Annotated in this window: 10 protein-coding genes; 5 read left to right on the forward strand and 5 right to left on the reverse strand. The window is 70.7% G+C overall.

Going from position 1 to position 11,289, the window contains the following annotated elements; translation table 11 throughout:
• Positions 1–132: 132 nt before the first annotated feature.
• Both ACWD0J_RS02750 and ACWD0J_RS02755 read left to right on the forward strand, forming a co-directional pair.
• Positions 133–336, forward strand: a complete 204-nt coding sequence (locus ACWD0J_RS02750; protein WP_451493908.1) for an MbtH family protein — start codon at positions 133–135, stop codon at positions 334–336.
• Positions 337–485: 149 nt separating this feature from the next.
• A complete protein-coding gene (locus tag ACWD0J_RS02755) occupies positions 486–1,001 on the forward strand; it encodes a GNAT family N-acetyltransferase (protein ID WP_451493909.1) in 516 nt (171 codons plus the stop codon).
• An 88-nt stretch (positions 1,002–1,089) separates the two neighbouring features.
• On the opposite strand, the gene ACWD0J_RS02760 is transcribed toward ACWD0J_RS02755, so the two are convergent.
• Positions 1,090–1,995, reverse strand: a complete 906-nt coding sequence (locus ACWD0J_RS02760) for a helix-turn-helix domain-containing protein (RefSeq protein WP_451493910.1) — start codon at positions 1,993–1,995, stop codon at positions 1,090–1,092.
• 414 nt (positions 1,996–2,409) lie between these two features.
• Between ACWD0J_RS02760 and ACWD0J_RS02765 the strand changes: the two genes are divergently transcribed.
• Positions 2,410–2,655: a DUF5133 domain-containing protein gene (locus ACWD0J_RS02765; RefSeq protein ID WP_451493911.1), complete on the forward strand. Its 246-nt coding sequence runs from the start codon at positions 2,410–2,412 to the stop codon at positions 2,653–2,655.
• Positions 2,656–2,817: 162 nt separating this feature from the next.
• Here ACWD0J_RS02765 and ACWD0J_RS02770 read toward each other — a convergent pair whose 3' ends face one another.
• Positions 2,818–3,798 carry a LuxR C-terminal-related transcriptional regulator gene (locus ACWD0J_RS02770; RefSeq protein WP_451493912.1) on the reverse strand — a complete coding sequence of 327 codons (981 nt, stop codon included), beginning with the start codon at positions 3,796–3,798 and terminating at the stop codon, positions 2,818–2,820.
• A gap of 299 nt (positions 3,799–4,097) precedes the next feature.
• On the opposite strand from ACWD0J_RS02770, the gene ACWD0J_RS02775 reads away from it, so the two are divergent.
• Positions 4,098–4,445: a hypothetical protein gene (locus tag ACWD0J_RS02775; RefSeq protein ID WP_451493913.1), complete on the forward strand. Its 348-nt coding sequence runs from the start codon at positions 4,098–4,100 to the stop codon at positions 4,443–4,445.
• Between the two features lie 93 nt (positions 4,446–4,538).
• Here ACWD0J_RS02775 and ACWD0J_RS02780 read toward each other — a convergent pair whose 3' ends face one another.
• Genes ACWD0J_RS02780 through ACWD0J_RS02790 form a run of 3 tightly spaced genes read right to left on the reverse strand, consistent with a single transcriptional unit; the run spans position 4,539 to position 10,707 of the window.
• A complete protein-coding gene (locus ACWD0J_RS02780) occupies positions 4,539–8,885 on the reverse strand; it encodes a non-ribosomal peptide synthetase (RefSeq protein ID WP_451493914.1) in 4,347 nt (1,448 codons plus the stop codon).
• Positions 8,885–10,438, reverse strand: a complete 1,554-nt coding sequence (locus ACWD0J_RS02785; RefSeq protein WP_451493915.1) for an amino acid adenylation domain-containing protein — start codon at positions 10,436–10,438, stop codon at positions 8,885–8,887. Before ACWD0J_RS02785 ends, ACWD0J_RS02780 begins: the two co-directional genes overlap by 1 nt.
• Positions 10,439–10,452: 14 nt before the next feature.
• Positions 10,453–10,707 (reverse strand): acyl carrier protein, encoded by a 255-nt coding sequence (locus ACWD0J_RS02790; RefSeq protein WP_451493916.1) that lies wholly within the window; start codon positions 10,705–10,707, stop codon positions 10,453–10,455.
• A gap of 438 nt (positions 10,708–11,145) precedes the next feature.
• Here ACWD0J_RS02790 and ACWD0J_RS02795 point away from each other — a divergent pair, with 438 nt between their 5' ends.
• Positions 11,146–11,271, forward strand: a complete 126-nt coding sequence (locus ACWD0J_RS02795) for a hypothetical protein (RefSeq protein ID WP_451493917.1) — start codon at positions 11,146–11,148, stop codon at positions 11,269–11,271.
• Positions 11,272–11,289: the final 18 nt, after the last annotated feature.

Below are 11,289 nucleotides of genomic sequence, written 5' to 3' on the forward strand. Positions count from 1 at the left end.
CGGACCGAGGGGACCGTGCTCCGCCGGCGCCCGGCCGGCCCGGGCACCCTGCGCCCCTCGAGCGCCTTCAGCAGACCCGGCCGCCGACGGCGGCCGGCCGGACGAATCCCACCCAGGACTGGAGAACACGACATGGACGAGAACACCCGCTACCAGGTGCTGCGCAACGACGAGGACCAGTACTCGCTCTGGCCGGCCGACATCGCGGTGCCCGCGGGCTGGCAGCCCGTCGGCAAGGAGGGCACCGAGGAGGAGTGCTCCGCCTACGTCGACGAGGTCTGGACCGACATGCGTCCGCGCAGCCTGCGCGAGCGGATGGAGAACGCGCAGGCGTGACCGTCCCGCCGACATGAGCCGCGGGCACGGGGCGGCGGCGCACACCGCCGCCCCGTGCGCCGGCATCACCCTTCGAGGGCGGCCTCCGCGGACAGCCACGCCTCGCCGTCCGCGGCGCCCTCGTCCCGCCTCACCCCAGGAGCCCGCCGATGACCCGGACGACACCCACGCTGAGAACCGAACGACTGGAGTTCACGCCCTACCGCCCCGAGGACGAGGACCACTTCGTCACCCTGCTGCGCAACGAGGAGGTGTGCCGCTGGATGGGGCAGGACCAGGCGCCGGAGGCCGACCTGCGGGCGGTGTTCCGCGCCATCCTCACCGACGTCTACCCCACGCACCGCTTCGACGTGTGGGGCGTGTGGCGGCAGGACACCTACATCGGCCACGCCGAGGTGAAGAAGACCGGCAACGTCGACGGCCACGAACTCATCCTCGCCCTCGCACCCGACCACTGGGGCCAGGGCATGGGCACCGAGGTCGTGCGCGGCCTGCTGCGTCACGCGGCCGACAACCTCGGCCTGAAGGAGGTCTACGGCATGGTGGGCGCCGGCAACACGGCGAGCCTCGCCCTGAGCCGACGACTGGGCTTCCGGCACGTGCGCGACGTGGTCGGCGAGGACGGCACGGTGACGCAGATGGTCGTCATCTCCACCACGGTGTGACCTCACCACTGGTGGTGTGCGGTCCGCGTCCGGCGGCTCCGCGGCCACCAGGACCGGTTCTGCGGACGTACCGCCTGCGTCTGCACCGTTACGGGGACACCCGCGCGGAACGGTCGCCTCTGCCCGTGGACATGGTCGCGTCGATGTAAGTCTTGGCGATGTCGGTGATGAAGTCGCCGCTGGCGGCGGGGTCGAGGGCCTGGGCCTGGAGGTGGTCGTACCTCACGGTGTAGTGCTGCACGTCGGATGGCCTTTCCAGGTACAGGTCGCTGGTGAAGCGTTCCAGGTACACCACCCCCGCCCCGGGGCTGTCGGCGAACCTCAGCAGGGAGAACTGTCCTGGCAGGCCCGGATGGGCGCCCACGGAGTAGGGGAGGACCTGCACCGTGATGTGCGCTTCGGCGCTCAGTGCGTTCAGGTGCTCCAGCTGTTCACGCATGATGTCCGGGCCGCCGACCACGCGCCGTAGCGCCGCTTCGTCCACGACGGCCCACAGGCGCAGCGGGCGGGCCGGGTCGTAGATCCGGTGTTGGCGGCGCAGCTGCACCTTGAGGCGCGTGGCGGCCTGTTCGGCGGTGGGCGGAGGGATCGTCTGCCCGATGACGGCCTGGGCGTAGGCGGGAGTCTGCAGCAGTCCGGGGATCATCATGGGCGCGTACGCGTGGAGGGACGCAGCGTCCGTCTCCAGGCCGATGTAGACGCTGTCGGCCAGATCCCCGTAGGGATGCCACCAGCCTCGCTGGCCGGACTCCCTGGCCATCTCCATCAGCGAGTCGATGACCGGCTGGTCCGTCACGCCGTAGAGGGCGCACAGGTCACGGACGTCGCGCGGGCTGACCGCACGGTTGCCGTTCTCCAGGTGACTGATCTTGGGCTGGGAGACCATGAGCTGCCTGGCCACCTCTGTGCTCTTGAGCCCGCTGGCCACACGGAGTCGGCGAAGCTCAGCCCCCAGACGACGTCTCCTGACCGTGGGATTGGGTTTCGCCACCACGCTCGGTACACCTCCGGCTCCAAGTCACTGTGCTGAACCGCAGGTTGCCACAGGGCGAGGGTGTCGAGCGCGTGCCATGCCCTCGTGATCGCAGGTAGACGAAACGGACTCTTACGCTGGCATGTGCCGGAGCTTCGGACGCCGCAGCGGATTTCCCCGGAATGGGAGACAGGCACGCACCTTGTTTTGTGACGTCGGAAGGCGAACAGAGGTCTCGTACGGCGGCCGGCCTGGCAGGCCCGGATGGGCGCCCACAAGTCAGCGGGCACGATGGCATAGACCTCTCGATGCGGGGCACCTGAAAGCCTGCTTGACGTGCCCGGTGGTGAGCCGTGGCGGCAGAGTGGATGCAGCCAGTTCCTCGCGGTGCGGTCGGCCGCCGCGCGGGAGGGGCTTTGAGGGAGAGGTATCACCGTGATCATTCCGGCGGAGAAGGAACTGCGTGCTGTACTGGCCCGGTTCGCTCAGGCGCGTATCGAACACGACGTGCGCCCCACCGGTCGCACCAGCCGGGATCTTGAGGACTCCACGTACACGCTGTGCGTGATGACCGGAGCCCGCACCGCCGAACAGGCGCTGCTCGCGGCCGACGCGCTGCTGGAGCAGTACAGCGCGAGCCGTGTGGGCATCTCCCAGGAGGATGAGACGCTGGCCGCGTAGTTCGCAGCCCGTACGGAGGTTGATGAGGTGACGACTCCCGATCGGTGCCTGGTGTCACTGATGCAGCGACGAGGGCGAGCGTGTCCTGGGCGTAGGGCATGTCCGTCGTCACCTTCCCGGCCGGCCGAGGCTCGCTGCTGAGCCGGCCTCGGCCGCGGGGCGTCAGAGCCAGCCCAGGCGTACGGCTTCGACGCCGGCCTGGAAGCGGCTCTGGGCGTTGAGCCTCTTGAGCAGGTCCGCCATCAGCCGGCGGACCGTGCGGATGGAGACGCCCAGCTTGCGTGCGATGCCCTCGTCGGTGAAACCGTCCTGCAGCATCTTCAGGATCGTCAGATCGCGGTCGCTGGGCCCCTCGCAGTCGAGGACCGGGACGTCGCCGAGCGGGGTGGCGCGGTCCCAGACGAGGTCGAACAGGTCGTTGAGGGCCCCGACCACGCTGGAGAGGTGGATGACGAACGCGCCCTCCTGGCTGGATTCCCGGTTCACCGGAATGACGGCGATGGAGCGGTCACACAGGATGAGGCGCATGGGCAGCGAGGGAACCGTACGCGTCCGGCCTCCCCGCGCCGTGAACCACGCGGCGTACTCCACCGTGGAATGGTCGTTGCGCACGCTGTCCAGGTGGACCGTCTGCATGCGCACACCACGTGCCAGGGTGTTCTCGTCCAGGGGACGAGCCGCCTCCAGCGCTCCCGGGCTCAGCGCGCCGCCGGGCATGAAGGCCCGGACCTCGGAGGTGGCGCTCTGGGCGAGTTCCTGGAGACGGATGCGGACGTTGTCCAGGCCCTCAAGGCGTTCCAGGCCCTGTGCTCCCGCCTGGAGACGCAGCGCGGTGTACTCGGCGGCCAGCGTCGCCACCATCGCCCGGTCGCGGGAGAGTTTGGCCCGCTGCTCGTCGAGCTCGGCCTCCATGCGCTCGAAGACGGGCTTGAGTTCGATCTCGGGGTTGGTGGTGACGAAGCGGTCGGCGTCCGTACAGGGGCGCAGCAGGGACAGCGAGGCGAGCCGGTCGAGTGCCGCGCGGATCTCTTCCTGCGGCAGGCCGAGATGCTGCTGTATGTCGTCTATGTCCCAACTCGGGTGCAGGAGAAGTGTGCGGTAGACGTTCTGATCCCTCATGGCCAGCCCGACGCTTTCAAGCATGACGGTACCCCCCCGTTCTCGCGGCGGGTCGAGTGCCGCGATTCTGCCGCATCATACTGACAGTCATGTTCTGATCAACATGAGTGATCGGTTCTTCGTCCATGGCGCCGACGTGGCACCCCAGGCGGCACCCGATGTGGCACCCGGTGTGCCACTCCATGTGGCACCTCGGGTGGCGCCGCACGGGACGCCGTGGTGGTCCCCGCGGTTGTAACGGTGCGGTGGCATCTCAATGTCATGTCCGCAAGCGGCCGAGCCCATGGCCTGCCGACGGGCTCACAGGTGCGTATGTTCTTCGCATGTACGCCATTAAGGTTGTCCTCCAGCCGGACCGGCAGGCCGCCTCTGGAACTGCTCAGCAGCTCTGTGACATGGCAACCGAACGGATCCGGCGTGACGCACAGCCGGGGGTGGAACACGTCAGCCTCGTCCCCAGTCCGCCCTTGTTGGTGGCCATGACCTTCGTGATGGCCGCCAACCTGCTGGAGGCCGAGAAACTGGCCGCCGCCACCTGGGCGCAGTGGCTCGGCCGGACCTGGTTCGAAGGCTGGCGGCTGGCCTCCTGCACGGCGGATCTGGCACTCGGCGTGTGGGCGGTGTCCCAAGCCCCGTTCCAGCCGGACGGCGGCGGGTCCGGGGCTGGTTGAACCGGCCCCGGGCGCCCTCGACCGCCACGGCCGTCGTACGCTCCGTCGCCACCGGCGCCGTACGCTCAGCGCTCCCTCGGAGGCGTCGTACGCTCAGCGCTCCCTCGGAGCGGGGGGCGGGAGGAACCCCTCCCTCACGAACGCGTGCACCTGCGCGGCGAAGTACTCCCTGTTCATCTCCGGCGGGCCGATTCCGCGTTTCCGCAGCGTCTCCCAGGTGCTTTCCGCGTCGAACGAGGGGGCGGCATCCCTCCTCCCGAGCGTCTCCTCCGGCGAGATGAGGGAGAGCAGCGTAAAGGCCGCGTTGGTCTCGTCCTGCGCCAGCGTGTCCCGCCAAGCGGTCGACGAGGTCTCCGTGATCCGGTAGCCGATGCCGCGCAGCCAGTCCACCGCTGTCGCCAGCTTGAGATTCCGGCCGCCGGCCAGATGGAAGGTGCCGGACGCCGCCTCCGGCATGAGTGACAGTTCGACCACGGCGTCGCAGACGAGGTCGACCGGGACGAGATCGAAGCCGGACTCCGGGTCGGCCGGTGCCAGTTCGGCCTCGACGCACCCTTTCAGCAGCAGCCAGAGATAGTCGGAGGGCTGGCACAGACCGCCGGCGGTGTCTCCGGCGATGCGGGTCGGACGGTAGACCGAGACCGGCAGCCCGCGTTTCCTCGCCTGGTCCAGCACGACCTCGGCAGCCCATTTGCTCTGCGCGTACCCGTTCCACAGGGTGGCTGCGGCAGGCAGGGGGTCCTCCGGGCGGATGTGCGTGCGGCCGGCCAGGTCGCCCGCGTACACGCCCACGGTGGAGATGTGGTGCAGGGGCACCGACCGGTGGGAGGCGGCGAGGCGCAGCACCTCGGCCGTGCCGCGCACGTTCGCGTTCTTCAGCTGCCGGTACGACCGGGTCAGGTTGACGTTCGCTCCGGCGTGGTAGACCGCGTCCATGAGACCGCTCAGGCGGGCGAAGGTGTCCTCGGACAGGCCCAGCCGGCGCTGTGCCAGGTCGCCGGGGACCGCCACGACGCGCTCGGTGAAGGCGTCGTCCCACAACTGGTAGTGCTCGAGCGCCGCGCGGATCCGCTTCGTTCCCGAGCCGGTTCCGCTCGCCCGCACCAGGCAGTGCACGGTGGCCCGGGTGGCGGTGAGCAGCCGGCGGAGCAGGAAGGCACCCAGGAAACCCGTCGCCCCGGTCAGGAGCACGTGTTCGGGATCGCGTACGACCCGGGTGACGGTGGCCGCGGGGGCGATCCTGAGGTCGAGTTCGGTGTCGGTCAGCGGATCGGGCGCGACCGGTGGCGCGTCGTCGCCGAGCAGTCCCGCCAAGCGCGCGACCGTCGGAGCGGCGAACACCGACGCGAGGGTGAGCTGGGTCCCCCACTCCTCCCGGATCCTGAGCAGCAGCCGTACGGCCAGGACCGAATTGCCGCCCAGCGCGAAGAAGTCGTCGTCCAGCCCGATCCGGGTGGTGCCCAGGAGCTCGCTCCAGAGCGCTGCCACTCGACGCTCCGTGCCCTGGAGGCCGGGTGCGGCAGCCACCGCGGCGGACCGCGGGTGGTGTGCCGGCGGAGGGCGCAGGGCGGCGCGGTCCACTTTGCCGCTGGGAGTCAGGGGGAAGGCGGGCACCGCGACGCACACGGAGGGAACCAGGTGTTCGGGAAGCCGGCCGCGCAGGATGCGGCGCAGTTCCCGTGTGTCGGGGGCGGCACCGCCGGCGGGTATGTAGTGGGCTATCAGCCGTTGGTCGTGGACGACGGTGGCATCGACCGTCACGACGGCGTCGGCGACCCCGGGGACGGACTTCACCGCGGCCTCGACTTCGCCGCATTCCACTCGGTGCCCGCGGATCTTCACCTGGCCGTCCAGCCGTCCCGCGCATTCGATCGTGCCGTCGGGCCGGAACCTCCCCAGGTCGCCGCTGCGGTACAGACGGCCCGCGCCGGGGCCGTGGGGGTCCTGGACGAACCGTTGGCGAGTGGTGTCGGGACGTTCCAGGTATCCGGTGGCGACGCTTTCTCCGCCGATGCAGATCTCGCCCACCGTTCCGGGGGGAAGGAGCCGAAGCCGGTCGTCGAGGATGCGGATCCGAGCCCCGGGCACGGGGCGGCCGATGCTCGGGCGGTCCGGCCATGCCGAGGGGTCGCCCAGGAGGCGTTCGGCGGTGACCACGTGGGTCTCGGTGGGACCGTACTGGTTCTCCAGCGAGGCGCTGGTGCGGTGCGCGAAGAAGTCCCTGATCGCCGGGGTGATGAACAACGGCTCGCCGGCGCTGATGACTTCGCGGAGGGAGGGGCCGTGCCAGTCGTCGACGGCGGCGTACTCGGCGATCTGCTGGAGGGCCACGTAGGGAAGGAAGAGGCGTTCGACCGCCGCTGTCCGGATCAGTGCGAGCAGTCGGGCCGGGTCGCGCCGTACCCCGTCGTCGACGAGCACGAGGGTGCCGCGTGCCGCCCAGGTACTGAACAGTTCCTGGAAGGCGACGTCGAAGCTGAGCGGCGCGAACTGGGCGGTGGTGGCTCCCCGCGCGGACCGGCGGGACTGCCAGTGGACGAGATGGGCCAGCGACCGGTGGGGCATCACGACGCCCTTGGGCCGGCCCGTCGACCCCGAGGTGTACAGCAGGTAGGCCGGGTCCTGTGGGCGAACGTCCGGCAGGCTCGGCCGGTGGCCGGGTGCCGTCGGCCGGCCTTCGTCCAGCAACAGCGGGGGCACGTCCGGCAGCCGGGTGATGTGGTGCTGGAGCCGGCGGCTGGTCAGCACGGCGCCGGGGCGGCTGTCGCGGAGCATGAACGCGATCCGCTCGGCGGGATAGGCCGCGTCGAGGGGCACGCAGCAGCAGCCGGCCTTCAGCACGGCCAGGACCGCGACCGGCAGTCGGACCGTCCGTTCCAGCAGGATGCCGACGCGGTCGCCGGGGCGCGCCACGGTCAGCAGGTGCGCGGCCAGCGCGTCGGATGCGGCGTCCAGCTGTGCGTAGGTGAGGTGTTCGCGGCCGTGGACGACCGCCGGCAGATCGGGTGCCGACCGGGCGGACCGGGCCACGGCCAGGTGCGCCGGCAGCGGCGTCCCCGTCGGGGACGGCCCGTCCGCCCAGGCGCCGAGCAGCGACCGGTCGGCGGCGGTGGTCACCGTGAGGTCTCCCACCGCGCGAGCCGGGTCGTGCGCCGCGTCGACCAGCAAGAGCCGCAGACGATCGGCCAGTTGACGGGCGGTCGCGGGGGTGAAGAGGTCCTCGGCGTACTCCAGCCGCCCGCGCCAGCCGTCGCCTTCCGGGATCAGATGGAAGAAGACGTCGAACTTCGCCGTCCCGTTGTGCGGGTGCAGCCGCTCGGCCTGTGCGCCGGGCAGGGACAGTCCCGGAGCGGGTGCGTCGTCCACGGTCAGGACCACTTGGAAGAGGGGGAGGCGAGAACGGCTGCGCGGTGCTCCCGTCCGCCGGACCAGCAGGGTGTAGGGCACGTGCTTGTGCGCGGTGGCGGAGCGGACCGTCTCCTTCGTGCGGAGCACGAGTTCACCGAACGACCGGGCCGGCTCGACGGTCTGCCGCAGCGGCATGACGTCCGTCAGGCAGGCGATCATCGGTTCCAGCTCGGGGCCGTCGCGTCGCGACACCGGGGTGCCCAGGACGACGTCCTGCTGACCGTGTCTGGCGAGCAGGGCGGTGACGGCGGCGGCGTACACGACGAACGGTGTGGCCTTGAACTGCCGGCCCAGGCCGCGCAGCCGGCGTGTGAGCTCCGTGTCGAGAGTGAACTCGACCAGGCCGCCGCGGTGGCTGGGAACGTCGGGGCGGGGGTGATCGAGGGGGAAGGTCGACTCCGACGGCGCGTCGGCGAGGGCGGGTTTCCAGTAGGCGTCGACAACGTCCCGCAGGCCAGCGGTCGTTCGCTGCCGCAGTGCCCAGGGGCCGAACTGAAGCGGTGGCCGGGGGAGGCCGGGTGCGCGCCCGGTCAGTGCCGCGCGGTAGAGGTCGCTGAACTCCTGGTCGAGCAGGTGCAGTGCCCATCCGTCGACGACCGCGTGGTGGACGGTCACCGCCAGTACGGCGTCTCGTTCTCCGACCTCCAGCAGGCAGGCGCGCAGCAGCGGAGGCCGGTCCAGTGGGAGGGGCCGGGACACCACCTCACGTATCGCTGCCCGCAGGTCCGCGGGGGACACCCGGCGCCGGGTGAGGGGCACCGGCATGGGGGGCAGGACTTCCTGGCGGGCCCGGTCCCCGTCGATGTGGAGTCGGCTGCGCAGGGATTCGTGCCGGCGCACGATGCCGGTCAGGGCCTGCTGCGCGGCAGCCGCGCTGAAGTCGCCTTCGATGCGGTGGACCCACGATTCGACGTACTGCCCGCTGCCGTTGCCGAACGCGTCGGTGAGCCAGATCGACTCCTGCTCGTACGACATCGGATAGGTGACTGCGGAGGGCTCGGGGTGTGCGTGCCCGGGGAGGCTGGTGGTCATCACGAGTTCCTGTTCACGGTGCCGGTGGTGGCGGGGGCGGCCAGGTACGCCTCAAGGGCCGCGTGATCGGTCTTCCCGTTCGGGGTGAGGGGGAGTTCCGGCACGGGGCGGGCCACGTGCGGCACGAGATGGGCCGGAAGCCGTGCCGCCAGCTCGCTGCGGAGTGCGGACGGCCGCAGGTCCCGGCCGCCGGGAGCGGGTGCCGGGTCGACGGTGTAGAACACGGCCAGTCGGGTGCCGCTTCCGAGGTGGTCCGCGGTGGCTACGACGACGCACTCGCGCACGCCGGGGATGCGCCGGGCCGTTTCCTCGATCTCCTGGGGGTCGACGCGGTGGCCTGCGATCTTCACCTGGCGATCGGACCGGCCGCGGAAGTGGAGCACGCCCCGGTGGTCCGTCCGCCCGAGATCCCCGGTCCGGTAGATCCTCGTCGGACGGCCCGCGACCGGGACGACGGGAAAGCCGCGTGCGCTGAGCTCGGGGGCTCCCAGGTACTCCCGTGCCAGACCGTCGCCCGAGATGCAGATCTCCCCCGTGGCGCCGGGAGCCGCCGGGGTGTCCCCGGACAGGACGTGGACTTGCGTTCCGGGTATCGCGGTGCCCAGCGGGACACCGTCCGGGGCCGCGCAGTCCTCGGGAGTCACCCTGTGGACGGAGACGAACACGCAACTCTCCACCGGCCCGTAGCAGTTGGTCAGAGGCAGGTCGGGATACGCGTTCAGGAAGCGGCGGGCCGGGCCGGCCGACAGGCGTTCGCCACCGGTGAGGACGTCGCTCAGCCCTTGGAAGGCTCCGAGGTCCTCCTCCACGAAGAGGTGGAACAGGGACGTGGTCAGGAAGACGGTGCTGACGCCGGCCTCGCGTACCAGGGCGCGGAGCGTGGACGGCAGAAGGCGGGCGGACGGGACCACGACGCAGGTCCCGCCCGCGGTGAGCGTCCCCCACACCTCCAGCGAGAAGGCGTCCCAGGAGACCGGCGCAGCTTGCGTCATCACGCGGCCGGGCCCCGACCAGAGGGCCGTCGTCGGGGTCAGCCGGGTGGTCGCCCGGTGCGGGGAGACCACGGCCTTGGGCCGGCCGGACGTACCCGACGTGAAGAAGACCGTGGCCGGATCGTCCGGCGTGACGTCGATGCGCGCAAGGACGTCCGCACAGGTGCCCGCCGGCCGTCGAGGCGGACCGGCCACAGGCGCCCAGGCGGGCGGCGAGGCACCCGGCAGCGGGTCGCGGGTGACGACCACGGGCGGATCGAGGAGGTCCAGCAGAGCGCGCACCCGGGCCCGTGGCCAGCGGACGTCGAACGCGGCGTAGGCGGCCCCGCACTTGAGGATCCCGAGCAGTACGGCGACGAGCTGTGCCGACCGCGGCAGGACGACCGGGATCAGGTGTCCCGGGCCGGCGCCCTGGTCACGCAAGCTCAGGGCGAGGACGTCGGACGCCGCGTCGAGGTCCGCGTAACTGACGCGTTCGTCCCCGTCGATCAGGGCGACGGCGTCGGGGGTGAGCCGTGCGTGGTGGCTCACCGCCTCGTGGATCAGGGCGACTTCCCTCATCGACCGGTGTGCGGTCAACTGGTTTTCCGGGCGGCTACCTCGTCGGCGAACTGGCCGATCGTGTCGCTGTCGAGCAGTGCCTCGGGGGCGATGTCCACACCCGTCTCCTTGTGAATGCGGATACAGATCCGCATGGCTGTCAGCGACGAGCCGCCGAAGTCGTAAAAACTGTCCGCGGGCGTGACGGGACCCGCCCGCAACGCCTCCTCCACGACACTCACGACCCAGGACGTGACAGCTTTCTCGGACAGGTCTCTTGAGATGGACATCGGCTTACTCCCGAAGGTTCGTGAAGCATCGACAAGGGAACCTGAGTGGGTGGGCGAGGCATGGCCGCGGGAAGAACCGGCCGGCCCGCCCCCAGGGGCCGAACATAGGCGCCGGGCCCAGCCGGCGGAGTCGGACGGACCGGGCCGCTTGAGGTCATGACACGGAGCGGCCAGGCGTACGTTCAGTGCCCCCGGCTGGCCTCTGTAGGCCATGTCCGCCACCTGCCATCCGGGATCGCTGACACGGGGCCTGCTCTGCGCCAGGCTTCAGCGAGTCGACCGGAGCTGCCTTCCTCCACGAAGCCGGGGGCCTTCCGGAACACGCAATTCCCTCTCTGTGATGTCGCGCTCCCGTCCGCGCTGCTCCGGCACGCCCGAAACTGTGAGGTTGAGATGAGTTGTTGTATCAAGAAGGCCTTCGGAGCGACGGTCCTCTCCGTGCTTTTCACCCTTCCCGCGGTGTCCGCCGCGCAGGCGACCGAAGCCGACTCCGCCTCGACCGGCCGGGAATTGTCCGTTCAGGACACCACGCCGTCGGCGCCCGACAACTGGGCGTGGGACTGAGCCTGCGGACTCCGCTCG

Source organism: Streptomyces sp. NPDC003011 (assembly GCF_053591515.1).

Bases quoted from the DNA above. Each gene is read 5' to 3' on its own strand.
- ACWD0J_RS02750 (WP_451493908.1), top strand. From the start codon at position 133: ATGGACGAGAACACCCGCTACCAGGTGCTGCGCAACGACGAGGACCAG.
- ACWD0J_RS02755 (WP_451493909.1), top strand. From the start codon at position 486: ATGACCCGGACGACACCCACGCTGAGAACCGAACGACTGGAGTTCACG.
- ACWD0J_RS02770 (WP_451493912.1), bottom strand. From the start codon at position 3,798: ATGCTTGAAAGCGTCGGGCTGGCCATGAGGGATCAGAACGTCTACCGC.
- ACWD0J_RS02775 (WP_451493913.1), top strand. From the start codon at position 4,098: ATGTACGCCATTAAGGTTGTCCTCCAGCCGGACCGGCAGGCCGCCTCT.
- ACWD0J_RS02780 (WP_451493914.1), bottom strand. From the start codon at position 8,885: ATGACCACCAGCCTCCCCGGGCACGCACACCCCGAGCCCTCCGCAGTC.
- ACWD0J_RS02785 (WP_451493915.1), bottom strand. From the start codon at position 10,438: ATGAGGGAAGTCGCCCTGATCCACGAGGCGGTGAGCCACCACGCACGG.
- ACWD0J_RS02790 (WP_451493916.1), bottom strand. From the start codon at position 10,707: ATGTCCATCTCAAGAGACCTGTCCGAGAAAGCTGTCACGTCCTGGGTC.